The organism is Rhizobacter koreensis (assembly GCF_013366375.1).
GTDB lineage: Bacteria > Pseudomonadota > Gammaproteobacteria > Burkholderiales > Burkholderiaceae_C > Schlegelella_A > Schlegelella_A koreensis.
In genome coordinates this window covers 246659-272506 of record NZ_JABWMJ010000002.1, presented here as the reverse complement: position 1 = coordinate 272506, position 25848 = coordinate 246659, and the positions used below count along the sequence as shown (strand labels likewise).

At 69.0% G+C, this 25848-nt stretch carries 20 protein-coding genes; 6 read left to right on the top strand and 14 right to left on the bottom strand.

Annotated elements, in window-relative coordinates:
* Positions 1–40 precede the first annotated feature (40 nt).
* The 6 genes from HQN59_RS05100 to HQN59_RS05075 all read right to left on the bottom strand — a co-directional run bounded on the left by HQN59_RS05100 (position 41) and on the right by HQN59_RS05075 (position 7413).
* Positions 41–1132 carry an XrtA/PEP-CTERM system-associated ATPase gene (locus tag HQN59_RS05100; RefSeq protein ID WP_176066752.1) on the bottom strand — a complete coding sequence of 364 codons (1092 nt, stop codon included), beginning with the start codon at positions 1130–1132 and terminating at the stop codon, positions 41–43.
* Between the two features lie 3 nt (positions 1133–1135).
* Positions 1136–2764, bottom strand: coding sequence for a TIGR03016 family PEP-CTERM system-associated outer membrane protein (locus tag HQN59_RS05095; protein WP_176066751.1), 1629 nt, complete (start codon positions 2762–2764; stop codon positions 1136–1138).
* 8 nt (positions 2765–2772) lie between these two features.
* Positions 2773–3795: an XrtA-associated tyrosine autokinase gene (locus HQN59_RS05090; RefSeq protein ID WP_176066749.1), complete on the bottom strand. Its 1023-nt coding sequence runs from the start codon at positions 3793–3795 to the stop codon at positions 2773–2775.
* A gap of 14 nt (positions 3796–3809) precedes the next feature.
* Positions 3810–5411 carry an XrtA system polysaccharide chain length determinant gene (locus HQN59_RS05085; protein ID WP_246294702.1) on the bottom strand — a complete coding sequence of 534 codons (1602 nt, stop codon included), beginning with the start codon at positions 5409–5411 and terminating at the stop codon, positions 3810–3812.
* A gap of 46 nt (positions 5412–5457) precedes the next feature.
* The gene (locus tag HQN59_RS05080) at positions 5458–6087 is read right to left on the bottom strand and encodes an XrtA/PEP-CTERM system exopolysaccharide export protein (RefSeq protein WP_176066747.1); all 630 of its coding nucleotides are present in this window, start codon (positions 6085–6087) and stop codon (positions 5458–5460) included.
* A 450-nt stretch (positions 6088–6537) separates the two neighbouring features.
* Entirely contained in the window at positions 6538–7413 is an 876-nt protein-coding gene (locus HQN59_RS05075) for a ThiF family adenylyltransferase (RefSeq protein ID WP_176066745.1), read from the bottom strand.
* A 241-nt stretch (positions 7414–7654) separates the two neighbouring features.
* On the opposite strand from HQN59_RS05075, the gene pepA reads away from it, so the two are divergent.
* The 4 genes from pepA (at position 7655) to HQN59_RS05055 (ending at position 11694) form a co-directional block, all read left to right on the top strand.
* Positions 7655–8542 carry a flocculation-associated PEP-CTERM protein PepA gene (pepA, locus tag HQN59_RS05070; protein WP_176066743.1) on the top strand — a complete coding sequence of 296 codons (888 nt, stop codon included), beginning with the start codon at positions 7655–7657 and terminating at the stop codon, positions 8540–8542.
* A 471-nt stretch (positions 8543–9013) separates the two neighbouring features.
* Positions 9014–9727 carry an N-acyl amino acid synthase FeeM domain-containing protein gene (locus HQN59_RS05065; protein WP_176066741.1) on the top strand — a complete coding sequence of 238 codons (714 nt, stop codon included), beginning with the start codon at positions 9014–9016 and terminating at the stop codon, positions 9725–9727.
* A gap of 132 nt (positions 9728–9859) precedes the next feature.
* Positions 9860–10621, top strand: a complete 762-nt coding sequence (locus HQN59_RS05060) for an N-acyl amino acid synthase FeeM domain-containing protein (RefSeq protein WP_176066739.1) — start codon at positions 9860–9862, stop codon at positions 10619–10621.
* A 65-nt stretch (positions 10622–10686) separates the two neighbouring features.
* Positions 10687–11694 carry an NAD-dependent epimerase gene (locus tag HQN59_RS05055; RefSeq protein ID WP_176066738.1) on the top strand — a complete coding sequence of 336 codons (1008 nt, stop codon included), beginning with the start codon at positions 10687–10689 and terminating at the stop codon, positions 11692–11694.
* Positions 11695–11943: 249 nt separating this feature from the next.
* On the opposite strand, the gene prsT is transcribed toward HQN59_RS05055, so the two are convergent.
* The 4 genes from prsT to HQN59_RS05035 are packed head-to-tail and all read right to left on the bottom strand — an operon-like array spanning position 11944 to position 19665.
* Positions 11944–14715, bottom strand: coding sequence for an XrtA/PEP-CTERM system TPR-repeat protein PrsT (gene prsT / locus HQN59_RS05050; protein WP_176066736.1), 2772 nt, complete (start codon positions 14713–14715; stop codon positions 11944–11946).
* Between the two features lie 36 nt (positions 14716–14751).
* The gene (gene prsR, locus HQN59_RS05045) at positions 14752–16119 is read right to left on the bottom strand and encodes a PEP-CTERM-box response regulator transcription factor (protein ID WP_176066734.1); all 1368 of its coding nucleotides are present in this window, start codon (positions 16117–16119) and stop codon (positions 14752–14754) included.
* Complete coding sequence (gene prsK / locus HQN59_RS05040; protein WP_176066732.1) at positions 16116–18221, bottom strand: XrtA/PEP-CTERM system histidine kinase PrsK; 2106 nt, start codon at positions 18219–18221, stop codon at positions 16116–16118. Before prsK ends, prsR begins: the two co-directional genes overlap by 4 nt.
* Positions 18222–18276: 55 nt before the next feature.
* Complete coding sequence (locus tag HQN59_RS05035; RefSeq protein WP_246294701.1) at positions 18277–19665, bottom strand: TIGR03013 family XrtA/PEP-CTERM system glycosyltransferase; 1389 nt, start codon at positions 19663–19665, stop codon at positions 18277–18279.
* A 315-nt stretch (positions 19666–19980) separates the two neighbouring features.
* Here HQN59_RS05035 and HQN59_RS05030 point away from each other — a divergent pair, with 315 nt between their 5' ends.
* Positions 19981–20403, top strand: coding sequence for a hypothetical protein (locus HQN59_RS05030; protein WP_176066730.1), 423 nt, complete (start codon positions 19981–19983; stop codon positions 20401–20403).
* A 159-nt stretch (positions 20404–20562) separates the two neighbouring features.
* On the opposite strand, the gene HQN59_RS05025 is transcribed toward HQN59_RS05030, so the two are convergent.
* The 3 genes from HQN59_RS05025 to ligD all read right to left on the bottom strand — a co-directional run bounded on the left by HQN59_RS05025 (position 20563) and on the right by ligD (position 23683).
* Positions 20563–21099 (bottom strand): methylated-DNA--[protein]-cysteine S-methyltransferase, encoded by a 537-nt coding sequence (locus HQN59_RS05025; protein ID WP_176066728.1) that lies wholly within the window; start codon positions 21097–21099, stop codon positions 20563–20565.
* Complete coding sequence (locus tag HQN59_RS05020) at positions 21096–22562, bottom strand: Ada metal-binding domain-containing protein (protein ID WP_176066726.1); 1467 nt, start codon at positions 22560–22562, stop codon at positions 21096–21098. The genes HQN59_RS05025 and HQN59_RS05020 overlap by 4 nt, the downstream gene beginning before the upstream one ends.
* Positions 22563–22648: 86 nt before the next feature.
* A complete protein-coding gene (gene ligD, locus HQN59_RS05015) occupies positions 22649–23683 on the bottom strand; it encodes a non-homologous end-joining DNA ligase (protein WP_176066724.1) in 1035 nt (344 codons plus the stop codon).
* A gap of 152 nt (positions 23684–23835) precedes the next feature.
* On the opposite strand from ligD, the gene HQN59_RS05010 reads away from it, so the two are divergent.
* On the top strand, positions 23836–24117 hold the full coding sequence (locus HQN59_RS05010; protein WP_176066722.1) for a TIGR04438 family Trp-rich protein: 282 nt from the start codon (positions 23836–23838) through the stop codon (positions 24115–24117).
* A 48-nt stretch (positions 24118–24165) separates the two neighbouring features.
* On the opposite strand, the gene ilvD is transcribed toward HQN59_RS05010, so the two are convergent.
* The gene (gene ilvD / locus HQN59_RS05005) at positions 24166–25848 is read right to left on the bottom strand and encodes a dihydroxy-acid dehydratase (RefSeq protein ID WP_176066720.1); all 1683 of its coding nucleotides are present in this window, start codon (positions 25846–25848) and stop codon (positions 24166–24168) included.

Here is a 25848-nt window from a genome sequence, read left to right as displayed (position 1 = left end):
GAATGTGCGGCGGCGCCGCTCAAGAGGCTGCCCGGCGCGCTCATCGTGTGGTCGCCTTGGCGTCGGCGATCGCCTGCACCAACTCCTGCAGCGTTGCGAGGGTGTGCAGGTTGACGCTTTCGAGGCGCAGCATGCACTGCTCGATGCGGTGCAGGCGGGCGTCGCGCTGGGCGTCGTCGTCCGGGTCGGTCGGGAGCTCGCCGAAGTCGCTGCCGCGGCCGTTCGTCGCGGTGCTGGAATGCCAGCTGTCGGTGCGCGTGACGTCCAGGTCGACCCGGGTGCCGTTGCGCGGGCGGGCCCGCACCGTCGTTTCCGGCAACTTCGCCTCGGCGGCGAAATCGCGCACCACCTCGGCGACGTCCTCGGCGGTCAGGTGCTTGCGGTCTTCCATGAAGCCGAGCAGCAGGACGCGGTCGCAGATCGAATTGATGCGACGCGGGATGCCGCCGCTGGCGGCGTGGAGCGCCTCGAACACCCCCGGGCCGAACGTCGGCTCGGTGGTCGAGCCGGCGCAGTGCAGGCGGTGCGTGACGTAGGCCTCCGTCTCGGCGACGTCGAGCGGCCCGATGTGGCAGGTGGCGGCGACGCGCTGACGGAGCTGCTCCATCTCGGGCCGCTGCAGGATTTCGCGAAATTCGGGCTGGCCGACCAGGAAGGTCTGCAGCAGCGACTGGTTGCCGAGCTGGAAGTTCGACAGCATGCGCAGCTCCTCGACCGCACGCGGCGTGAGGTTCTGCGCCTCGTCGACGATCAGCAGGCAGCGCTTGCCATGCGCCGTCTGCGCGACCAGAAAACCCTCGAGCCGCGACAGCAGGTCGGACTTGGACAGGCCCTGCACGGGCACCCCGAACGCGGTGCCGACCATGCGCAGCGTGTCCTCGGCGTCGAGCTGGGTGGTGACCACCTGGCCCACGACGATGTTGGTACCCGCGAGGCTCTCGAGCAGGCGACGCAGCATCGTCGTCTTGCCGGCGCCGATCTCGCCGGTGATGACGATGAAGCCGTCATTGCGCGAGACGCCATATTCCAGGTAGGCCTTGGCGCGACTGTGCTGCTTGCTCCCGAAATAGAAATGCGGATCGGGATTGAGCTGGAACGGCCGGCTGCTGAGCCCGTAGAAGGCTTCGTACATGTGTCAGAAGGACCGGGTCAGCGTTCCGTAGATGGCGGATTCGCGGTAGCCGGAGTTGTCGCCGTCGTACCAGACATGGCGTGCGCCAAGCGAGTAGGACGTCCGCCCGCCAAGCTGGCCGCTCCACGTGAGGCTGAGGGCGCGCAGGTCCGTCGAGCGCGACTGGCCGCCCGACTCCCGGCTCTGATCGATCGAGGCCCGGAAGTCGAGATTCGATTGCGGCGTGAGGCGGTGCGAGACGTTGGCGCTCAGCCCGCGCAGCCGGACCGGATTCGAGAAATCGGTGATCGGGTTGACCTGCGCGTTCCGATCGAGCTGCTGCACCTTGCTCTGCGAAGCGGTCAGCGTGTAGGTCTGGCGGACGGCCTGATAGGAGACGGCGAGTTCCTGCCGGCGCTGCAGCGTGAGGAACCCCGCCGGCACCCCGAGCTGCAGCAGATACTGCCGCACCAGAATGTCGCGGCGCACGGGATCGGGCTCGATGGCCGCGAACTGCTGGAACAGCACCTCGTAGGTCGCACCCGGCTGACCGGAACCTACGGGAGCCTGGTTGAATCCCGTGCTGACGTCCTTGGTGTCGCTGAAGCGCCACGTCGTGCGAGCTGTGCGGTACTGGAATACCAGCGAATGGGAGTCGCCGAAGACGCGCTTCTCGCGTTGCCCCGACAGGTTCGTGCGCTCGTTCGGCCGCCAGTCGAACCCGTAGCCGTAAGTGGTGGCCGCGTCGCGCGGCTGGTTCGGGTAGTCGATCGCCTCACGACCGCCGATCAGCGACAAGCGCAGCTGGTCGGTGGCATTGATGAACAGCGTGCCGCGCGCGCGGTCGTTGACGGTGCGGCCGCCCACCTCGTACTTGTACGCCTGCCGCGACGCGTCCGCCGACCAGTTGAAGAGGCCCGGCCCGCGGTCGCCGACGACGCTGAGCGAACCACTCGTCGTGCTGACATCGGCGTTCTTGGTCGACGTGTCGGTGAGGCTGTAGCCGAGCCGCGCCTCGTAGTTGGCGAGGTTCGCAAGCCGGCCGCGGACATAGGGCGACAGGTTGTAGTTGCGCACCTCGGTCTGGTCGCCGCCGTCGAGCGCGGGATCGACCGTGCGCGTGCCGAACGCCGAGCGCGACTGCTGGCTGATGTTCGCGCTCGCGTCGACGAACGCGAAGTTGTCGATCACCTCGGCGTTGCCGGCGGCGCTCAGCGATTGCTGGACGTTGTTGCTCGAGCCGTCGCGCGCGTAGAAGATGCCGCTCAGCCGGTAGTCGAGGTTGCCGCGGATCCGGCCGATGCCGCTCGAGACCGTGATGCCCGGTGAGATCTGCGTGATCGCGTCGGCGCGCCGGTTGCGCTCGGTCAGACGCACGTTGTCGGTCAGCGTCTCGGTGACGCTGATGCTGGGCGTGATCGTGAGCGCGCGCACGTTCGGCGTGGTGCCGCTCGACGCTGGGGCACTGACGCCGGCCACCGGCAGCGCGCTGGCCGGCGGCGCGCCCAGCGGCCCCGTCGGTGTCGCGACCGCCGACCCGCCGGACGGCGCCTGGTCCTGTGCGTGAGCGGCGAAGGCGGCGAAGCCGAAGACGCAGACGCCGCAGAAGCGTCGGTAGCGGGGCGCGGCCCGTCGATACGAAGCGAAGCGCACGGGGTCGCTCAGGCCCCGCTGCCTTCGACGCGGTACGAGTCGGCATACCCGTAGCCGTACCCGTAGCCGTACCCGTAGCCGACGCCGTAGCCGCCTTCGGACGCATCGGCGCGATGCTGATTGAGCAGCATCATCTTCACCGGGCACTGCTCGATGGTCGAGATCGCGCTCGACACGTCCGACTGCAGGGTGGTGCCGGCGCGAACGACGATGACGATCTGGCCCATGACCATCGCGAGCGCGCGCGCTTCGGTGGTCAGCAGCAGGGGCGGCGAGTCGAAGATGATGATGCGGTCGGGGTAGCGACGTGCCATGTCGTCGAGCAGCTGGCGCATCGCGTCGCTGGCGAGCATTTCGGTTGCGCGCCGGTGCGGCGTGCCGCTGCGCAGCAGGGTCAGCTTCTCGACGTTGGTGCGCAGCAGCACCTCGGACATCTCGACGGTGCCCTCGAGCACGTCGAGCAGGCCCGGGCCGTCGGGCACGCCGAGCATGCGGGGCAGCGACGGGCGCGCCAGGTCGGCGTCGACCAGCATCACGGTGTTGTCGAGTTCGGCCGCGATGCTCATCGCGAGGTTGACCGCCGAAAAGCTCTTGCCCTCGTTGGCGATCGCGCTCGTCACCATGATCAGGTTGGCGTGCGACGCCACCGGAACGCCGCGACCCGTCGCGTTGTTGATCAGCGGACGCTTGATCACGCGGTACTGGTCGGCGATTTGCGAGCGGCTGGCGAGCGGCGTGATCAGGTTCGCCTTCGAGAGCGCCTCGAAATCGAACTCGACGCGCGGCGAGCGGCGCGGCGTGCCGTCGAGCCCCATCATTCCGCTGTCGGGCGCGACCCGCGGCACTGCGTTGTCGGCCCGCACCGGGCGAGCCGGCGTGTCGACCGCGGCCGCCGGAGCGGTCGCGAAGTCGGCCCGCAGGGCGGCTCCGTTCGTGCCGGCCGCGACGCCGCTCGGCTCGTCGGGCCCGACCACGCCGGCTTCGCGCAACTGGCGCAGCCGCTCGGCCGCTTGTTCGATCAGACTGCTCATCAGGGACTTTCGAGCTACGACTTCGGCACGATGGTCGTCGCGACCAGTACCACCAGGAAGGCGCCGACCAGTGCGCCGGAGGCGACGCCGAAGCGCAGCTTGTCGGCGCGCTCGCGGCGCCGGTCGGCATCGCTGAGGATCATCGAGACGACACCGAGGATCGGCAGGTTGATCTTCTCGCGCAGCTCGCTCGCCTTGTGGAACGCCGGGCGCAGCTGGCTGGCGGCGAACGCGACGAAGAGGCCGGCGCCGAGCGCGGCCGCGAGCGCCATTCCGAGCAGGGCGCCCCGGTTCGGGTAGACCGGCTTGGGCGTGACGCGTGGCGGGTCGATCAGGCGGAAGTCCGCGAGGCCCGCAGCCGCGTCGAGGTCGCCCGACATCGTCGCCGACTGCCGGCGCGACACCAGATCTTCGTAGTTGCGCTTGTTGATCGCGTAGTCGCGGTTGAGCTGCGCGGCCTCGGCCTCGAGCTGCGGCGCCGTCTTCATCGACTCCTTGGCGCGCGCATACCGGGCCTGGTATTCGCCGACGCGCGCGCGCAGCGCCGCGACCTGCACCTCGGCGGCGGCCATCATGCGGGTCAGTTCCTGGGCCGCCGCACTGCCGCTGCCCTGGCCGCCGGTACCTGTGGCCGCGGCCTGCTTGCGCAGCTCGGCGACTTCCTTCTTCTTCTGCTCCTCGAGGTCGCGGATCAGCCGGCGCGTATTGATGACGTCCGGGTGCTGATCCGTGAAGCGTTGCAGCAGGGTGTCGAGCTGGCGACGCTGTCCGTCGATGCGGGCGTCGATCTCGGGGGTGGAGACGGTGAGCGCCGACTCCTGCAGCAGGCTCTGCATCGCCGTGCTAGCCGTTCCCTGGCGCTCGGCGGCGAGCTGCTGGCGCGCCGCGTCGCGCGCTTGCTCCGCCTCGCGCAGCTCGAGCTGCGCCTGTGCGAGCTGGGCGCCGATGTCGCCGATGCGCGCTGCCGAGTCCTGGCCCTCGGCGGTGAAGAGGTCGATGTTGCGCAGGCGGAACTCCTTCAGGCGCGCCTCGGCCGCCTCGAGCTTGGCCTCGTAGGCCTTGATCTGCTCGTTCAGGAACACCTTGGCCTGGTCCGCGTCGTTGCGGCTCGCGCTCAGGCGCGAGTCGATGAAGATCGACACCAGCGACTGCACGACTCGCTTGGCGCGCTCGGGCTCCTGGTCGCGGAACGCGAGCGTGTAGAGGTTGTCGCGGCCGTTGCCCCAGATCTGCAGGGTGCGCATCAGGCTCTCGACCTGCGCATCCTGGTCGGCCTTCGAGGTGCTTCTGAGGTCGAGGTCCGCCATGCGGACGAGCTTTTCGACGTTCGGACGGCTGATCAGCGTGCGGCTCAGCATCGCGATCTGCTGGTCGATGTTGGGCTGGATGGCGAGGCCTGACATCAGCGGCTTCAGGATCGACTGGGTGTCGACGTAGATTCGCGCGCTGGCCTCGAACTGGTTGGGCACGCGGAGCGCCATCGCCACGCCGACGATGCCGGCGATCCAGGCCGCGATCAGCCCGATCCAGCGGAACCTCCACATCCCCTTGAGGACGGTGGTCGCCTGGACGACGATCTCGCCCATCGCGTTCGGTGCGTTCGGTGTAGTCGCCATGTCTGTGTCCGGAAGAAGAGCGCTGCGCCGCTAGGCGCCTGCGCGCCTAGAAGAAGCTCTGCGGGATGATCAGGATGTCGCCGGGACGCATGTCGACGTTGGCCGACACGTCGCCGCGCTTGATGAGGTCGCGCAGGCGTACCGAGTACCGCCCGGCGCCGGGGCCCACGCGCAGGATGGTGGCGCTGTTCCCGGCCGCGAAATCCGTGAGGCCGCCGACCTGGATCATCACGTCCAGCAGCGTCATCTTCTGCTTGTAGGCCAGAAACTGCGGTCGGGCGGCTTCGCCGACCACGCGAATCTGCTCGCTGTACGGGCCGACGAAGCTCGTCACGATGACGGTGACCACGGGGTCGCGCACGTACTTGGAGAGCTGCTTCTCGATCTCGCGGGCGAGCTCGACCGAGTTCTTGCCCTGTGCGACGAGCTCGTCGATCAGCGGCGTGGTGACCTTGCCGTCGGGGCGCACGGGAACCGACATCGACAGCTCCGGGTTGCGCCAGACGATGATGTTCAGGCTGTCGCCGGCACCGACGATGTAGTTGTAGTCGTCCGTCGCGGCCGACACCGGCGCGGGCGGATACGAGGTGCTGGCGCATGCGGCCAGGAAGACGGCGACGAGGGCGAGTGCGGCCACACGCAGCGTGCGCCAGGCCGAGTAGCAGGAGGTGTTCACAGCGCGTCTTCTCCCTAACCGATCGAGAAATTTGTTGATGAATTTGGATCCGGCTCGACGTCCGCGCCGATTTCGGCGCTGCGCCGCAGCGAGCCGTCGAGCCTATGACGCCCGGTGACGGGTGTCGAGAGAGCGTTCCCTGCCGAGGTGCGCATTTTCCATGCGGCGTTGCCCGCGCGGCCGTTCAAGAATGCCCACTACTACCGCGTCCGTCGCCCGGCTCCGTCAGCACCCGCCACTCGGCGGAACGCCGCCAGCCGCTCGCCCGCGCTCTAACGGCGAGTCGTGGCCGATCGCTCCACTGCCAGCGATGGTGCCGGTCGGGAACCCGGAATCCTACCCGGCTTTTTGTGCCTTTCGACCGCTATGCCGACCGGCGGAGAGGGGTGCCCGGTGTCGCTCGTCGGCAAGGCGACGCCGGCCGTTCCTGCGCTCGGGCGTTCGCCGCCGCTAGCCGTGCGCGGCCGCGCCGCGCAGCTGCGGCCGGATGAAGCGCAGCAGCAGCTGCTGCAGGGGGTTCGCGTTGCCGAACGGGCGCCACGTGAACGAGAGCTGCTGGCGATAGGCGTCGAACTGCATCGCCCACGGCGCCGGCTTCAGCTTGCCCCGACCCAGCAGCACCTTCAGGACGGCGGTTCCCATCACGCCGGCGCAGAGCTCGCACGCCATCGCGGTCGAGGGGCCGCGCCGCGCGACGAAGTCGACCCTCTCTGGCACCGCCAGATAGTGCCGCTGCAGCATCGCCGGTGAGAGGCCGGCGATCAGTCGCGCGAACTGCTCGGTTTCCTCGTGCCCCTCGAGCTTGAAGTAGTCCTCGAAGCTCATCCCCGCCGGCGCGAAGTACAGCAGCGACACGCCCATGCCCAGCGGCGCCGCGGTGAGGGCCGGAATGCCGCGCTCACGGCACGCCGCGAAGAGCATGCGGCGCGCGGGCATGGCGAAGAAGTCGATGCCGTCGACGTAGACGTCGACGTCGCGCAGGAAGGCGTCGACGTTGGCAGGCGTCACGCCGTCAGGAAAGACGCGCACGTCCATGTCGGGGTTGATGTCGCGCGCCATCCCGGCGACGACGTCCGATTTCGGCTTGCCGAGGGTCGACGCGAAGGCTCCCGCCTGCCGGTTCATGTTGTGGATCTCGAACCGATCGAAGTCCGCGAGGTTCATGGCGCCCACGCCGAGCCGCGCGAGCGTGAGGACGTGCGAGCCGCCGACGCCGCCCAGCCCGGCAACGGCGATCCGCGCACCGCGCAGCCGCGCCTGCTCGGCCGGCGTCACCCATCCGATGTTGCGGGAAACGCTGGCCTCATAGTCGAACGGTTCGCTCATGGACCTATTGTCCATGCTCGTGAGCGGCGCCCACCGCGTCGGGCGCGGGCACCAGAGCGCAAGCGTGCGGTCGGTCGGCGTCTACGTGGAACCCCTAGCCAACGGTTCGAGAACGCCCCTCGTCGACACCCGTCCGGCTCGCTACGATCCCTCCCGTGCGCTCCGTGCCGACCCTCTCGACATCACCGGGTGTCGGCATTGTTTACAGCGAGCGGTCGCGTAACTTGCAACAGGAGGTTAAGTGCGCGGCGGACAACAGGTTTTTGAAGCTGGCACAGCCGGTGCTTTAGAGGAGCCAAGACCCGAACCCACGGGCGAGAACGATCAACCAGGAGTACAGATGAAAAAGTTCCTTCTCTCCGCCGCAGCCGCCGCACTGACGGCCGCGATCGCTCCGGCCGCCAGCGCGGCGGTGGTGCTGCCCGACTTCACCGTCAATGAAGGCAGCGTCCCAGGCGCCGCAGCCAACACGTTCACGGCCGACAAGCTGAACGGCGGCTACTTCGAAGTGCTGACGATCAACCCGGGCAACACCTTCGACACCTCGGGCTACGCGAACTTCGGCGCCTTCTTCCGCAATGACGGCACCACGAACGTTCCGCAGACCCAGCTGAACGGCTTCGGCGCCGGCGGCTATGGCCTGTACGCGACGTTCACGTCGTCGGGCTCGACGACCGGCTCGACGCCGGGCAGCGTGTTCACGGGCAACACGGGCCAGTTCTTCCTGTATATCGATCCGAACCAGGACACGACGCTGGCGACCGGTGCGACCGGTAGCGCGCCGGTGGCCCGCGGCAACATCGCTGACGATTACCTGATCGCGTCGTCGACCCAGCTGCTTTCCGGCGTCGGCATCCTGGGCAACCCGGGCGCCTTCGACCTGTTCTTCGGCAACTTCACGCTTACGGCGCAGGGCGGCAACTACTTCACCGCACCGCGTCCGTTCTACCTGGTGGTCAACGTGGACGGCGACTTCGACGCGCTTTCGCCGACCACTCCGGGTGGTTCGACGTTCACGTCGACCGGCGACTTGAGCGCGGTCTTCGTGGTGCCGGAGCCGGCCAGCCTGGCGCTCGTGGGCCTCGCGCTGACGGGTCTCGGCCTTACCAGCCGCCGTCGCAAGAGCTGATCTTGCGCTGCTAGGCAGCACGATCGAAGGGGGCCCCGTGTTCGCACGGGGCCCTTTTTTATGTCGGGTCACGATCCTGAGACGCGCTGGCGGCGGAGGAAGGGGTGCTGAACAGGCACGTCCACCGGTGGATCCACGCGCGCGAGCGCTTGACTGAGCAGCCCCAGTTCGCCCGACACACGCGCCCGGCTAAGCAAGAGGGCTTCGAGAGCTGCGTGCCCGCTGCACGTGCGAGAGGTACGAGAACACCGTTGGCGACGCTGCGTGTCGATCGCTCCGCATGTGTATGGGAGGGTAAGAGAGAGGCTTGAATGGACAGGCCATCAGTTAAAGTCGCTTCCCCATCGGGCGCAAGTCGCCGGAATGGTGAGCTTGTCCAGCCGATCCGTTGCGCGGCTGGCGTCGATGGCGGGCTTGCCGAGCAGACCTAAGACCGTGTTGAACGCAACTTTTGACTCTTCCAACGAACCGATGTCGCTGCGCTCGATGCTGCTCGAGGACGTGGCACAGCTGTCGACGTCCGACGCGGAGGTCGATGGGCGCCTGATCACGATCCGCGCGGCCGATACCGAGGGCCATCGAAGTTCGGCGCACATCCTGCTCAATCGCATGTACGCCGGGCGGGGCTACAGCAGCGTTGCGATGCCCGACGCCGAGGACGGCAACCGCCTCACGCTGATCGGGCAGGACCACGACGTCACGCTCGGCACCATCACGATCGGTTTCGACGGGTCGGGTGGTCTGCTTGCCGACGAGTGCTTCCACGACTGCGTCTCGACGCTGCGCAGCGAAGGCCTGGTGCTCTGCGAGTTCGTCAAGCTCGCGATCGACGACAACACCCACTCCAAGCGCGTGCTGGCGTCGCTGTTCCACACCGCCTTCATCTACGCGCACGAGATTCGCGGCTGCGATCGCATCGTGATCGAGGTGAACCCGCGTCACGTGCGCTTCTACCGAACCATGCTCGGGTTCTCGGTGCTCGCCGGTGAGCGCCTCAACTGCCGCGTCAACGCGCCGGCAGTGCTGCTCGCGCTGGATCTCGCGGACGCCGCCGCGCGCATCGGCCACGTCAACGCGACCAAGAACAGCCACGCGGCGGCGGAGCGTTCGATGTACCGCTATGCGTTTTCCTCGGACGAACTGTCGGGGATCGTCAGCCGTCTGAAGAGGCGTGACGAGCGCTGAGTGGTGCGCGCTCAGCCGGGTCTCTGAAACGCTTGGACACAGTCGCCGGGTTCAGCTCGGGCGCTGTTGTCCGATGAACCGCCATGAACCATTTTTCGGCGACCAGCGAGTGGCGGAGGAAGCGGCTTGCCCGTGAGCGATAACACGATCATCGGCGCGTCGTTCGAGGCGGCGCCGCTGCGTTCGATGCTGACCGTGCCGGCGGAACTGGCGCCGGCCGAGGACGAGATCGAGCAGCGCCTTTTCAAGATCCGCGCTGCCGACACGGCTGGCCGGCGCAGCTCGGCCAACATTCTGATCAATCGGCGTTACGCCTGGCGCGGCTACTCCACGAAGCCGCTGCCGGAAGAGCAGAGCCTCGATCGCATCACTCTCGTCGCGAGCGACCACGCCGCGACCATCGGCACGATGAGCATCGGCTTCGATGGTGCTTCCGGGCTGCTGGTCGAGCAGCTGTTCGGTGCCGAGGTCGATGCGCTGCGCCGGGCCGGCTGCCGTATCTGCGAGTTCACGCAGCTGGCGATGGACAACGTCCCCGGCTCCAAGCGGGTGCTGGCTTCGCTCTTCCATGTCGCGTACATCTACGCGTACCGAGTCAAGGGCTTCGACAGCCTGTTGATCGAGGTCAACCCGCGCCACGTCAAGTACTACGAGCGCATCCTCGGCTTCAAGGTGCTCGGCCCCGAGCGCATGAACCCGCGCGTCAATGCGCCGGCGGTCCTGCTCAGCCTCGACTTCCGCCACACCGAGAAGCAGATCGGACGCTTCGGGGGCAATCCGCAGCTGTCGTCGACCGAACGCTCGCTCTATCCGTACGCGTTCTCGATCGCCGAGGAAGCCGGCATCGTCGGCCGCCTGAAGTCGGCCGGCGACGCGCCCCGCGCGTCGAGCTAGCTCGCGGCACCTGGCACCGCGCCGGTGGTAGGCTGACGGCCCTTCGCCGGCAACCTTTTTCCTGAATGAAGATTCTTCTCACCGGCGCCGCCGGTTTCATCGGCATGACCACGTCGTTGCGCCTGCTCGAGCGCGGCGACCAGGTGGTCGGCATCGATGACCTCAACGACTACTACGACGTCCAGCTCAAGCGCGACCGCCTCGCGCGGCTGACGGCTTACCCCGAGTTCCGCTTCGTGCACGCCGATGTCGCCGATCGCGGCCTCATGGAGCAGGTGTTCCGCGAGGAGCGGCCCGAGCGCGTGATCCACCTGGCCGCACAGGCCGGCGTTCGCTACTCGCTGCAGAACCCGCACGCCTACATCGACAGCAACATCGTGGGCTTCATGAACGTGCTCGAAGGCTGCCGCCACCACGGCGTCGAGCACCTCGTCTACGCGTCGAGTTCGAGCGTGTACGGCGGCAACACGAAGATGCCGTTCTCCGAGCACGACAGTGTCGATCATCCGGTGAGCCTCTACGCCGCGACGAAGAAGGCCAACGAGCTGATGGCGCACACGTACAGCCACTTGTACCGCCTGCCGACGACGGGCCTGCGCTTCTTCACCGTCTACGGCCCGTGGGGGCGACCGGACATGGCGCTCTTCCTGTTCACGAAGGCGATCCTCGAAGGCCGGCCGATCGACGTCTTCAACGAAGGACGGATGCAGCGCGACTTCACCTATGTCGACGACATCGTGGCCGGAGTGGTGCGCGTGCTCGACCGCATCGCCGAGCCGGAGCCCGGCTACCGTGCAGAGACGCCGGACCCGGCAACGAGCGACGCGCCGTTCCGCATCTTCAACATCGGCAACCACCAGTCGGTGGCCCTCCTGGACTTCATCGGCTGCATCGAGCGCGCGCTCGGACGCAGCGCGGAGAAGCGGCTGCTGCCGATGCAGCCCGGCGACGTGCCGGCGACCTTCGCCGACGTGCAGGCCCTGCGCGACTGGGTCGATGCCGTGCCGGCCACCCCGGTCGAGGTCGGCGTGCAGCGTTTCGTCGACTGGTACCGGAGCTACTACAAGGTCTGACCCTTCGCCGCGGCGGGGCGGCGCTGCTGGCCGGGTAGCGGATTCAGAGGATGCGCTCGCGGAGGCGCAGATCACGATGGCGCTCACCGCCAGCGCGCCTCGCTGCTGCCGTGTGACAGCAGAAGCGGCAGCGTGGGCAGGTGCACTCGAGCCTCGTGCACCCGCCATGCCGCCGTTCTCACGCTTCCAGGCTCGTCCGCAAGCAAGCAAGCCGAGGCATCGCTGCCCCGGCCAGAGTCGCCCTGTCGGTCAGAGCGCCTTCGCGAGCTCGTTGACTTCCTGCTGCGCCGGGAAGCGGTCCCCGAGGCGCGCGAGATCGTCGAGGTGCGTCTTGGCCTGCGCCTTGTCCCCGACCTTCATGTAGAGCTTGGCAAGGTTCAGCTTGAACGACGAGTTCTGCGGGCTCCCCGCGAGCGCCTTCTTCTCGTATTCGAGCGCCTTCTTGTAGTCGCCGGCGTCGGCGAGGATGGTCGCGAGCGTGTCGTTGAACGACGGCTGGTCGGGTTGCAGGGCGAGCGCGCGTTCGGCGAGCGCGGCGGCGCCGGGCTTCTTCATCCGGTTGGTGATCCAGGCGAGGTTGTTCAACGCGATCGCGTTGTTGGGCTGCGCGTTGACGATCGCCGTGTAGTGGGCCTCGGCGATCGGGAATTCCGAACGCGTCAGGGCGCGCTCGGCGATCTGGCCGCGGAAGGCCCAGTCGGTCGGGTGCTCCTTGACCCAGCTGCTGGCGAAGCTCTCGGCTTCCGGGCGCTTCTGACCCGCGACCAGGCTGTCATAAAGCTTCGTCGCGCCTTCGGTCGTCGGCCCCTGCTTGAGCGCGGCGCGGTACGACGCCGCGGCCGCAGTCCAGTCGCGCTGCGAGGCCTGGATGTCGCCGGCGAGCAGGTAGCCCACCGGCTGGCCCTGACGCTCGTTCTGGATCGCGCGCGCACGTGCCATCGCCTGCTCGGGCTTCTTCTCGGCGAGATCGAGCAGGATCAGGCCACGCTGCGCAGGCAGGTGACGCGGCGCAACCTCGAGGGCGCGCGCGAGGCTCTCGCGCGCTGCCGCGTTGTCCTTGAGCAGCACATGGGTGTCGGCAAGCCGCATGTACGGCTCGGGTGAGCCTCGCTGCAGCGAGGTCAGTTTGTTGAAGGTGGTGACCGCCTGGCGCGCTTCGCCGGCGGCGACCTGCGCGCGGCCGAGCGCGTCGAGCATCTCGGGGCTGTCGGGCAGGGCGGCAACGCCTTCCTGAGCGACCGTCAACGCCTGCTTGTTGTCCTTGGCTCGCATGTGCAGCTGGACCAGCAGCGTGCGCGGGGTGACGCTTGTCGGGTGCGCCTTGATCGCGTCGGCGAGCAGCCCGGCGAGCTCCTCCTTGCTGGCACCACCCTGCGAGCGGATCTCCGCCAATGCGAGCAGGACGTTGACGTTCTTCGGGTCTCTCTTGCGAAGTTCCTCGAACCGCTTGCGGGCCTCGTCCGGCTTCTTGTCGCGCAGGTCGAGCGCGGCGAGGCTGGCGACCGCCGGGAAGAACGTCGGATCGGCGGCCAGCGCCTGCTCGAAACTCTTGCGCGCGGCCGGAATGTTGTTCTGGCTCACCTGCACCTGGCCGCGCAGGTGCGGCGGCAGCGGCTTGCCCGGCTGCTTGCGCTCCAACCCGTCGATCGCCTTCATGGCGCCCGCGTAGTCACGCTGGCGCAGCCGAGCGCTGATGATCGCCATGTCGGCGATGGTTCCCTTGTCGGCCGCGGCGATCTGCTCGAGCTGATCGAACCCGGCATCGGCGTTGCCCCTCGAGAACTGGGTCAGCGCGACCGCGGTGCGGCTCGCCGCGTCGTCGGGGTTCGCCTTGCTGGCGCGCGCGAAGTAGCTCTCGGCGCCCTTGATGTCGCCGCTCTGCAGCGCGGCTTGGCCGGCGAGCTGGAGCGCATCGCTGCCGACGCTCGGCTCTTCGAGCAGCGGCGCGAGCACCTGCTCGACGCGCGCGACTTGGCCCGAGCGCAGCAGGATGCGGGCGAGCAGCAGACGCGCCGGACCGGCGCTCGGCGAGCGCTGCATCGCGCCGGTGGCGTACGTCTCGGCCTGCGCGAGCGAGCCGGTCTGCATCTCGATGGCCGCGGCGAGCATCAGCACGTTGAAGTTGTTCGGCGCGGCCCCGACCAGCGGCTGCACCAGTTCCTTGGCGCGCTTGTAGTCCTCCTTCAGGAAAGCCACGCGAGCCTGGTAGTAGCGCGTCTGCGGATGATTCGGCAGCAGTTTCTGCAGCGCAGCCAGCTGCGCCTGTGCGCCCTCCATGTCGCGCCGCGCAAACATGATCTCGAGGATGCTGGCGTGCGCCGGGACCCAGTCCTCGCGTTCGGCGAGCGACTTGCGATGCAGCGCGAGCGCGCCGTCGGCGTCGTGCTTGAGCACGTAGAGCAGGTCGCCCTTGAACTGCAGCGCCTGGTAGTCCTTCGGGTTCTTCGCGATCGCGTGATCCACAAGCTGGAACGCGGCGTCGAAATCGCGCTGCGCCGCCTTGTTCCGTGCCCGCATGAGGAGCGCCGAGCTGAAGTCGGGGTTGTCCTTGAGCGCGGCATCGAGCGCGGCGGTCGCCTTCGTCGTGTCGCCCTTCATCTCGTAAGCGGTCGCGATGGCGGTGTTGAGCTCGGCCGAGGCGGCCGGCTCGCGCAGCTCGACCGACCCGAGCTCGTCGAGCACGCGCTGCCCCTTGTTCTGGAGCAGCAGCGAGCGCGCGAGCAGCGGCACCACCCTGTCGTCCGACACCTTGAGGTCGCGCGCCTTGCGCAGCTCGACCTCGGCGCCGACCGCATCACCGGTATCGAGCAGCGTCTGACCGAGCAGGAGACGTGCTTCGGCGAAGTCCGGTTGCTGCTGCAGCGCGGTCTTCAGCTGGATCACCGCGGCCTTGCTCTCCTTCTTCTCCAGGTAGGTCTTGGCCGATGCGAGCAGCGCATCGGGTTTCTCCTCGCCGCCGCACGCGGCCACGGCGGCAGCGACGATCACGGCCATGCTCAGGCCACGCAGGTTGTGTTTCACGGGTTCAGCTTTCAGGAAGGAAACGAAACGAGGGCCTCAGGGCTTGATCGCCAGACGATGCATCAGGTCGTAGAGCGTCGGTCGGCTGACGCCCAGCAATTCGGCGGCGCGCACGATGTTGCCGTCGGCGCGTGCCAGTGCCGCAATAACCACATCGCGCTCGGCCTTTTCGCGGGCGGCGCGCAGGTCGAGCGTGGTGTCGGGTGCGTCGTCGCTGGCCGGCGACGCGGGCAAATCGAGATCCTCGCGTTCGACCCGAGTGCCCTCGGCCATGATGGCGGCGCGCTTGACGGCATTGAGCAGCTCGCGCACGTTGCCGGGCCAGCTGTGCTGCTCGATCGCACGCAGGGCGTCCTCGCTGAAGCGCAGCGTGCCGCGCCGGTGCTCCTCGGCGAAGCGACGCAGAAAGGCGTGCGCGAGCAGCAGCGCGTCGCCCTTGCGTGCGGCGAGCGGCGGCACGTGGACGACGATCTCGGCGACCCGGTAGTAAAGGTCCTCGCGAAAGCGCTGCTCCTTGATGAGGCCCTTCAGGTCCTGGTGCGTCGCACACACCACGCGCACGTCGACGGGGATCTCCTGGCGCCCGCCGACGCGTTCGATCTTGCGCTCCTGCAGGAAGCGCAGCAGTTTCGACTGCAGCGGGTACGGCAGGTCGCCGATCTCGTCGAGCATCAGCGTGCCGCCGTGCGCCGTCTCGATCTTGCCCGGCGTCGTCTTGGCAGCGCCGGTGAACGCGCCCTTCTCGTAGCCGAACAACTCGCTCTCGAGCAGGTTCTCGGGGATCGCCGCGCAGTTGATCGCGACGAACTTGCCGCTGCGCCTGGACGCCTGGTGCAAACCCTGGGCGAGCACCTCCTTGCCGGTGCCGCTCTCGCCGAGCAGCAGCGCGGTCACCGAGCTCGACGCGATCTTCTCGATGGTGCGACAGATGCGCAGCATTTCGGGGTCGCGCGTCATCAGCCCGCCGAGCGCGTCGGGCTGATGCAGGGTCTGCAGGCGCCGGTTCTCGGCCTGCAGCTCCCACACGCGGTACGCGCGCGCAATGGTCAGACCGAGCAGCTCGGGGTCGAACGGCTTGGCGAAGAAGTCGTAGGCGCCGAGCGCGACCGCGCGCAGCGCGTTGGCCTGGTCGTTCTGCCCGGTCAGCACGATCACCTTGACGTCAGGGTCGAGCTCGAGCAGCTGCTCGAGCAGCTTGAAGCCTTCCGACACCGAATCGGGATCGGGCGGGAGCCCGAGATCCATCGTCACCACCACCGGCGCGTGGCGGCGGTACTGTGCGAGCGCGCTTTCGCGGTCGCTCGCGGTCACCGACTCGTAGCGGTCGAGCGACCACTTGATCTGCTTCTGCAGCGCCAGATCGTCCTCGACGATCAGCAGCGGTGGCGATTTCTCGGAATTCATTTGGCGCCCGCCATTTCAAGCGCCGAGGGCTGGCGCGATTCGAACAAGGGCAGCACGATCGTCATCACGGTGCCGCGCCCGAGCTCGCTGTCGACGCTGATGCTGCCGCCGAGCTCGCGCACATACTGGAAACTCTCGTACGCGCCGATCCCCATGCCCGTCGGCTTGGTGGTCTGGAACGGCTTGAAGAGCCGGGTCTGCACGTACTCCTGCGACATGCCCGCCCCGGTGTCGCCGACTTCGACGTGTGCCTGGCCGCTGCGCCGACTCAGCTTGACCCAGACGCGGTCGGCGGCCCCGGTCGCGTCTAGCGCATTCTGCACCACGTGCCCGAGCACCCGTTCGATGCGCTCCTCGTGGCCGCGCGTGATCACCGGATCGAGCACCTCGAGCTCGACCGTTCGGCCGCGTGCCGCGGCGACCGCACCGATGCGCGCGAGGATGCGCGCCAGGTCGACTCCGCTCTGACCGCCGGGTGGGGCCTCGCCCTCGCGCAGCTGAAGCATCAGCTGGCGCATCTTCTCGAGCGAGTTCTCGACGGTCGCCAGCATGTCCTGCTGGAACTCCGGGTTGTCGTGCAGGCGCTTGGCGTTGGCCATCATGAGGCTCAGCTGCGTCACGATGTTCTTGAGATCGTGGACGACGAACGCCGACATCCGGTTGAACGCGTCGAACTTGCGCGTCTCGAGCAGCGCCTCCGTGGTGCGCATCTGGGCCAGGAAGCCGGCTGCCTGGCGGCTGGCGGTCTTCAGGAGGTCGGTGACTTCCCAGTTCAGGTCGACGGGCGTCCGCGGCCGTGCGAGCGCGACGAAGCCGATGAGCTCGTCGGCGACGCTCAGCGGGATCACCAGCCAGAACGGCTGTGCCGGCGTGAGCCAGACCGGCGGCTCGAGCCCTGAGTAGCGCTCGGGGTGCCTCCGGCAGCCTTCAAGGTCGACGATCCACCCGGTGCTGCGCAGGAAGGTGGCGAACGGCGAGTCGGTCAGTTCGCGCTCCTTGAGAGCGGGCACGTTCCAGCGCGCCGTCTGCACGAACTCGGGCTGGTCGGGTGCCTGGGTCCAGAGCGCACCGCCGGGGCTCTCGACCATGTCGGCAAGGCCGCGGATCACGAGGCTGCCCATTTCTGCGGGCGTGCTCTTGGCGGACAGCATGGCGGTCAGGCGCAGCCACTCCTCGCGATAGTCGTAGCGATAGCTGAAGAAGTGCTTGCGCACGAAGACGCGCAGGCGCGAGCGCATCGTTCCCGAGAACGCCAGCACCAGCAGCAGCGCGAGCGCGACGAAGAGGGCGGCGAGCTGCAGAGCCGAGCCCCACTGGCCGCCGAAGAAGCGGATGTAGTAGCCCATAGCCGCGACCATCAGCAGGTAGATGCCGGCGATCACCAGCGCGGTCGAGTGGAACGCGGCGGCGCGCGAGATCTGCAGCCGCGCGATCCAGTCGGCGCGCCGCTTGGAGGCGACGAACAACAGCGGCACCGCGCACGCGTGGATCGCGCCGCGGATAGAGACGGCGTCGTCGTCGGCGCGCCCGAACAGCACTGCCTGCGAGTACACGTAGATGTCGAACGAGAAGACGATGCCGAGCGCGAGGCAGAGCGGCTTCGCGTTCCAGCGCGAGTCGTCGGCGGTGTTGCGGAACAACTGCTCGACCAGCAGGAGGCCGACCACCGGCAGAGCGAGCGTGGTGAACAGCGCGATGCGCGCCCACTGCGAGCCGTTCAGAGACCACTGCTCGGCGGCGAGCGCGGCGAGGCGCAGCGCGACGAGGCCGATCGCGACGGGCAGCAGCTTGGCGATGGGCTGCTGGCGGCGCTGCGCGATGACCGGCTTGAGCAGGCTCAGCAGGAACGCGAACCAGGCCGCGTAGCGCAGCGCGTCGGCGAGCGGCACCAGGAACCGCGAGCCGCCCGCGACGAGGCTTGCGCCGACGCTCAGCCAGGCCCAGAGGGCGGTCGCGAAAAGGGCGACGCCGAACAGCACCGAGGGCGTCGACTCGAGGCTGCGCCGGCCGTAGGTCCACAGCAGGCGCAGGCCGAACGCGGAGTACGCCAGAGCGGCGAGCAGCGCGCTCCAGGTGGCCACGTCGAGGGCGATGGGCTTCATGGTCCAGCCATTCGCGCGAACGATCCGCGCGCCGAGCGCGCCGCCGCCGGACGGGTCAACGAGCGCCTTTGCCGGACAGCACGACGCCCACGGTCTCGAACAGGATCACCATGTCGAGAAACAGCGTGTGGTTCTTGACGTAGTAGAGGTCGTACTGGAGCTTTTCGAGCGAATCGGCGACGGTCGAGCCGTACTGATAACGCACCTGTGCCCAGCCGGTGACGCCGGGCTTGACGCTGTGGCGCAGCGCGTAATACGGAATCTGCTCGGTGAGCTGCTCGACGAAGAAGGGCCGTTCCGGGCGTGGCCCGACCATGCTCATGTCGCCTTCGAAGACGTTGAGCAGCTGCGGGATCTCGTCGATGCGGAAGCGCCGGATGATCGCCCCGACGCGGGTGACGCGGGAGTCCTGCGCGGCGGCCCACCGCGGCTTGCCGTCGGTCTCGGCGTCGACGCGCATGCTGCGGAACTTGAGCACGCGGAACGTGCTGCCGTTGAGCCCGACGCGCTCCTGGCGATAGAACACCGGGCCGCGGCTCTCGAGCTTGATCGCGACCGCGGTGAGCACCATCATCGGCAGCGAAACGATGAGCAGGATGCCGGCGCACAGCACGTCGAAGGCGCGCTTGACCATGCTCCGGTAGGTGCCCTGCTGGAAGCCGTCGCCGAAGATCAGCCAGCCGGCGCGCACGTGGTCGATGCGGATCTGGCAGAGCATCTTCTCGAAATAGCCCGCCAGATCGGTCACGCGGATGCCGCCGACCTTGCAGTCGAGCAGTTCGCGCAGCGGCATGCTGCCGCCGCGCCGTTCGGCGAGCGCGACCACGATCTCGTCGACGCCGAGCTCGACCGCACACTCGCGCAGCGAACCGCGCCCTCGCAGCAACTCGGCTTCGGGGATCACGCTGCCGGTTTCGTTGGGGCCGGGGAAGTAGCCGACGACGCGCGCCTGCGGATCGCACTCGCGCAGCGTCTGGCCGACCATCTGCGCGGCTTCGCCCGAGCCGAAGATCAGCACGCGTGCCGGCGGTCGCGACGGCACATCGGCGTGCGCGGCATAGACGCGATGCGCGACGATGCCGGCGACGCACAGCATCGCGACCCATTCGGCGCTGCTCAGCGCATCGAAGTTCCCCTGCGCGAGCCCGAAGATCAGGTAGGTCGCCGCGAGCATGAGGATGAGCGTCAACGACGCGCGGGCAACCGAGTGGTTGAGCGAGCGACGACGCGTCGGCTGGTAGAGGCCCGAGGCCGTGTTGACGACGAGCAGGCACGCCGAGAGCAGCAGACCATGCGCGGCCGCGGAGGGCACCAGCAGCGTGGGGTCTTGCGGATGCAGCAGGTGGATGCCGATGACCGACAGCGCGATGAGCCCCAGGTCGAGCAGGACCTGCAGCAGCGTCTGTCGTCTCAGGTAATGATTGAAGACACGGATCATTGACATGTCGCGTCCCCGCAGGAGCAGACCGTTGCGGGCCTCCACACAGCCGGGCCGGCCGAACGTGGCGCCACACGGCGGGGACCGCAAATGTATCGGCTCCAGATGACGCCGTAGAACACCGCTGGGCGGGCCGACGCGCGTTCGTGAAGCAGTAACGGTATGTTCGGATCCATGGCAGGAGGACGGGCGCCCAGCCACGCGCACGGCGGACCGCCTTTGTCGCGCCATTTGCCGCTGACGTCAACCCTGCTCTATGAGGCTGGCGCACGGGCACAATCGCCGCGCCGGCGCCAACGCCGCCGGTCGGGGAGGCAGCGCTTGAAGCGGGTCTGGCTGGGCGTAGGGGTCGTGCTGGCGGGTCTCGTGCTCGCCGCGTGGGCGTCGGATTTCCTGACCATGCAGGACGAGCGCACCATCTTTACCGTGCGCTGCATCGGCGGCGAATGGGCTGGCGAGCGCTGCACCGGCAAGCTCGCCGCCGCACCGCGCTACCGCTTCCGGGCGCTCAAGCCGCACGGCGAAGTCGTGTTCTGGATCGTCGGCGGCAGCGAACCCTCGGGCAAGCTCTCGAATTGCGTGATCCAGGACGGACGCAACTGGCGCTGCGAACCGAGCGCCGACGCGAGCCGCTCCATCACGCTCGAGATGGCGCAGGGAACCCCGGTCGCGGGGATGCCCGGCACGCTCGGGTTCCATCGCATCCCGAAGTGGCGCTGGTACCTGCTGCGGCAGGGTTTCTAGGCGGGCCGATAGCGCGCCAGGCGTCGGGCGGCTGGTGCCAGCGACGCCTCGCCTCGGCGAGCACTCAAGCGCGGAGGACGGTCCCCGGCCCACACCGACGTGCTGCGGCGTCCGCACCGCGCTCACCCGGGCAGCCCTTGGGTGCGGTGCCCGGCAGGGTCACGACGCGCGCCCGCCGTCCTCTCCAAACCGCTGCCGCTCGAGCGCGAGCAGCGCGGTCTTGCGGTCGATGCCGCCGGCGTAGCCGGTGAGCGCGCCGTCGCTTCCGACCACTCGATGACAGGGCACGATGATCGAGAGCGGGTTGCGGCCGATCGCGGCAGCGACCGCGCGCACCGCGGAAGGACGGCCGACGCGGCGCGCGACCTCGGCGTAACTGCACGTCCGCCCTGGCTCGACGTCGGCGAGCACCGCCCAGACCGCGCGCTGGAACGGAGTGCCGGCGGCATCGAGCGCGACGTCGAACCTCGAGCGCGAGCCGGCAAAGTACTCGGCCAGTTGCTGGATCGCCGTACGCAGCAACGGGTCGTCGGGGTTCGTCGGCGCGTCGAACGTCGGCGGGTGGTGCTTCTGGCCTTCGAACCAGGCGCCGGCAAGCCCTCGCGGCGTGCGGGCGAGCAGGATGCTGCCGAGCGGCGACGCATGGCGGGCCTGCGCGCTGCAGCCGCCACGGACGAAATCGATCGCGAAGCTCATCGGGTCTCCTCCCCAGGGTTCCAGAGGCGCATCAGCGCGTAGGCGCGCCATGGGCGCCACACATCGGCGTGTGCTTCGAGCACGCGCGGCGGCGCATCGCCGAAGCGCGCGCGCAGCGCCTTCAGCGCGGCGACGTCGCCCGGTGGGAATGCGTCGGTCCAGCCGAGCCCGCGCATCGCGATGTAGTTCGCGGTCCAGGCGCCGACGCCGGACGTCTCGCGCAAGGCGGTGAGCAGCGGCTCGGGTCGCGCCGAGGGCGCGAACAGTGGCTCGATCTCGGCCCAGCGGCGCGCCAGGTCCACGATGGTCGCTGCGCGCGTTCCGATCACGCCGAGCGATGCGACGCCGTCGCGGCCAGCCGCGGCGACGCTGGCCGGCGCCGGAAATGCGCGGACGACGCCGGGCCACGGCGTCGCCAGATCGCTGCCGAAGCGCTCGACGAGCCGCCGCGCCAGCGTGCGCGCGGCAGCGACCCTGACCTGCTGGCCGAGCACGGCGCGCACGGCGAGCTCGAATGGATCGGGGCAGCCCGGCAGGCGCGTCCCAGACGCGCCGCCCAGCCCGTCGAGCGCGGCGTCGATGATCGCCGGTGCGGCGTCGAGGTCGAGCCAGCGGCGCACCATCGCGGCGACGCGCGCCGGACGCAGGGTCGGCGCGAACGTCACGCGCAGCGCGCCGGCATCGGCGGCGAACGCGACCTCGATCCAGCCGGGCGCCGCATCGACCGCGCCGGCGCGCAGCGTGCGCCGGATCGTGCGGCCGGTCACCGTCTCGACGCCGGCAATGGCGCGCGCGGCGACGAAGCCGAGCACGCCGGCGACGTCATAGGGGGGCCGGTACGCGAGGCGGATCGTCACGCCGGCCGTCGGCGCCTCGGACGGTGCGGCGGCGCTGTGCCGCAGTCGCGTGGGTTGCATGCGATAGCGCTCGGCGAACGCGGCGTTGAAGCGACGCAGGCTGTTGAAGCCGCTGGCCAGTGCCACGTCGGCAACCGGCAGGGCCGTGTCGGTGAGCAGCTGCTTGGCGAGCAGCAGGCGCCGCGTCTGCAGGTACTGCAGCGGTGTCACGCCATGCTCGGCCGCGAAGATCCGGCGCAGGTGGCGGTCGCTCACGCCAAGGCGCGCGGCGAGCGCCGCCATCGACGGCGCACCGTCGTCCGGATCGGCGGCGTCGAGCGTGTCGGCGGCCTGCCGCGCCAGCGTCTGCGAGGCGTCCATCACGCTCCAGGCCGGTCGATGCCCCGGGGCGAGTTCCGGGCGGCATTTCAGGCACGGCCGGAACGCCGCCGCCTCGGCCTGCGCCGCGCTGTCGAAGAAGCGGCAGTTGCGCCGCAGCGGCGTGCGCACCCGGCAGATCGGCCGGCAGTAGACGCCGGTCGAGGTGACGCCGACGAACCAGTGCCCGTCGAAACGCGCGTCGCGCGCCAGCAGCGCGCGGTAGGCCGAGTCGTCGTCGAGCGTCATGGCCCGAATTATCGGCAGTGTCCCGTGCGCGACTCGCCGGATCCGGACATGTCGCCGAGGGCTGCGGCGACCGTGTGCGCAGGCGGTCAGCCGCTCGCGCCGAGCAGACGTCGGAAGTCGAATCGCTGTACCGGGTCCAGCAAGGGCGCCCACAGGTCGCCGACCGCGGCGATGCGCGCGGGCATGTTCGCGATGTCGAAGTCGTCGATCTGCGCGCCGGCGTCGAGCTCGGCCCAGGTGATCGGCGCCGACACGGTCGCGCGCGGCCGCGGGCGCGGCGAGTAAGCCGACGCGAGCGTGCGGCCCCACGCGTTCTGGTTGTAGTCGACGAGCACCCGGCCGGCCGGGCGCTTGGCGATGCGGTACTCGGCGGTCACGACGTCGGGGCGAAGCGCCGCCATGCCGACCGCGAACTGCTTGGCGAAGCGCCAGACGTCCTTCTGCGTCGGCCCGTGCACGATCGGCACGTAGACGTGCAGGCCGCGCGAGCCGGTGGTCTTGACGATCGGCTGCATGCCGAGCCCGACCAAGGCGGTGCGCACGAGCTGCGCCGTCTCGACCACCGCCGCGTACGTCGCCTCCGGCACCGGGTCGAGATCGAAGTGCAGGTAGTCGGGCCGGTCGACGTCGTCGCAGCGCGCGTACCAGGGATTGAGATCGATACAGCCGAGGTTGACCACCCAGAGCAGTGACGCGAGGTCCTGCACCATCGGGAAGTCGATCACGTTGCCCGAAGCGTGCGCGATCGAGCAGGTTTCGATCCACTCGGGGCGCGGCGAGGGTGCCCGCTTCATGAAGAACGGTTCGCCGGCGGCGCCGTCCGGGTAGCGCTTCATGACCATCGCGCGGTCGGCCAGGTGCGGCAGCAGCGCCGGAGCGACGTCGGCGTAGTACTGCAGCAGGTCCCGCTTGGTGACGCCGAGCTCGGGCCAGAACGGCTTGTCGAGGTTGGTCAGACGGAGAGTGCGGCCCTGGACGTCGATGCGGACGTCCTTGCCGGCGGGGATCTGCAGCGTCGGCCCGGCGCTGGCTGGCTTCTTCTTCGCCGGCGCACGCGGCGCGCCCGATGCCTTCGAAGGATGCTGGTTCCGGGTGGCGGGCCCGCGCGCGCGCTCGCTCATCGCGCCGGCTCGCCGATGCCGCCGCGCGCCATTCCGCCAAATCGTTGGCGTTCGCGTCGGAGCTCAGCCGCTACCATCGGCAAGCCCTGGCGCCCGGGGCGGCACGGGCCGACCCGCGTCGCGCGGCCGGCGCCCGAGCGAGGAGACCGCCCATGCTGTTCGTCGCCGTCGGAGTCCTGCTGATCGTCCTCAACCTGGCGGGCGTCGGTCCGTTCGGGGCGTGGACGTGGAATCTCACCGGCGACCTCTGGAAGTTCTGCGTCCCGTTCGCGCTCGCGGTGCTCTGGTGGTGGTTCTCCGACGCGTCGGGCCTCAACAAGCGCCGCGAGATGAAGCGCGACGAGGAGCGCAAGGCCAAGCGGCGGCGCGAGAACCTGGCATCGCTCGGCCTCGACACGCGCTCGACCCGCGATTCGAAGAAGGCGCGTCCCTGAGGGCGTCGTCATCGCGCCGGCAGGCTTGAGCCGCCGGCGCAACGTCGATCAGCGGTCCGCGTCGAGCACCGCGCCGGTGCTCGCGCTCGACGCGTTGCGGGCGAACTTGGCCAGCACGCCGCGCGTGTAGCGCGGCGGCGGCGGCGTCCAGGTGGCACGTCGGCGCTCGATCTCGGCGTCGTCTACGTTGAGCTGCAGCGTGAGGGTGTTGGCGTCGATGGTGATCGAGTCGCCTTCCTGCACCAGTGCGATCGTCCCGCCGGCATACGCCTCCGGCGCGACGTGGCCGACCACCATGCCCCAGGTGCCGCCCGAGAAGCGGCCGTCGGTGATGAGGCCGACCGATTCGCCGAGCCCCTGGCCGATCAGCGCGCCGGTCGGCGCGAGCATCTCCGGCATGCCGGGTGCGCCCTTGGGGCCGAGGTAGCGCAGCACCATCACGTCGCCGGCGACGATCTTGCGATCCATGATCGCGGCGAGCGCCGACTGCTCGTCATCGAACACGCGCGCCGGACCGGTGATCGCCGGGTTCTTGAGGCCGGTGATCTTGGCGACCGCGCCTTCGGTCGAGAGGTTGCCCTTGAGGATCGCGAGGTGCCCGTGCTCGTACATCGGCTGGTCGATCGAGCGGATCACCTGCTGGTCCGCGCGCGGCTGGTCGGGCACGTCGGCGAGGTTCTCGGCGACCGTCTTGCCGGTGATCGTGAGGCAGTCGCCGTCGATGAGGCCCGCATTCAGCAGGATCTTTATCACCTGCGGGATGCCGCCGGCGGCGTGCAGGTCGACCGCGAGGAAGCGCCCCGAGGGCTTGAGGTCGCAGAGCACCGGGACGCGCTGGCGGACGCGCTCGAAGTCGTCGATCGTCCACTCGACCCCGGCGGCGTGCGCGATCGCGAGGAAGTGCAGCACGGCGTTGGTCGAACCGCCGGTCGCCATGATCACGGCGACCGCGTTCCCGATCGAGCGCCGCGTCACGATGTCGCGCGGCTTGAGGTCGCGCTTGACGGCCTCGACCAGCACCCGCGCCGCGTTCTTGGCGTTCTGCACGATCTCGTCGTGCACGTTGGCCATGGTCGACGAGTAGGGCAGGCTCATGCCGAGCGCCTCGAACGCCGAGCTCATGGTGTTGGCGGTGTACATGCCGCCGCACGAGCCGCTGCCGGGGATCGCGCGCCGCTCGATCTCGTCGAAGTCGGTTTTCGTCATGTTGCCGGCGGTGAACTGGCCGACCGCCTCGAACACGCTGACGATGTTGAGGTCCTGGCCCTGATAGCGCCCCGGCAGGATGGTGCCGCCGTAGACATAGATCGCCGGCACGTTGGCGCGCAGCATCCCCATCATGCCGCCCGGCATGTTCTTGTCGCAGCCGCCGACGACGAGCACGCCGTCCATCCACTGGCCGCCGACGCAGGTCTCGATGCAGTCGGCGATGACCTCGCGCGACACCAGGCTGTACTTCATGCCTTCGGTGCCCATCGCCATGCCGTCGCTGATGGTCGGCACGCCGAAGATCTGCGCGTTGCCGCCGGCTTCCTCGATCCCCTGCACGGCGGCGTCGGCCAGCTTCTGCAGCCCCGAGTTGCACGGCGTGATCGTCGAGTGGCCGTTCGCGACGCCGATCATGGGTTTGCCGAAGTCGCCTTCCTCGTAGCCGAGGGCGTAGTACATCGAGCGGTTGGGGGCGCGGGCGACACCTTCGGTGATGTGGCGGGAGCGGCGATTGGCGGTCAT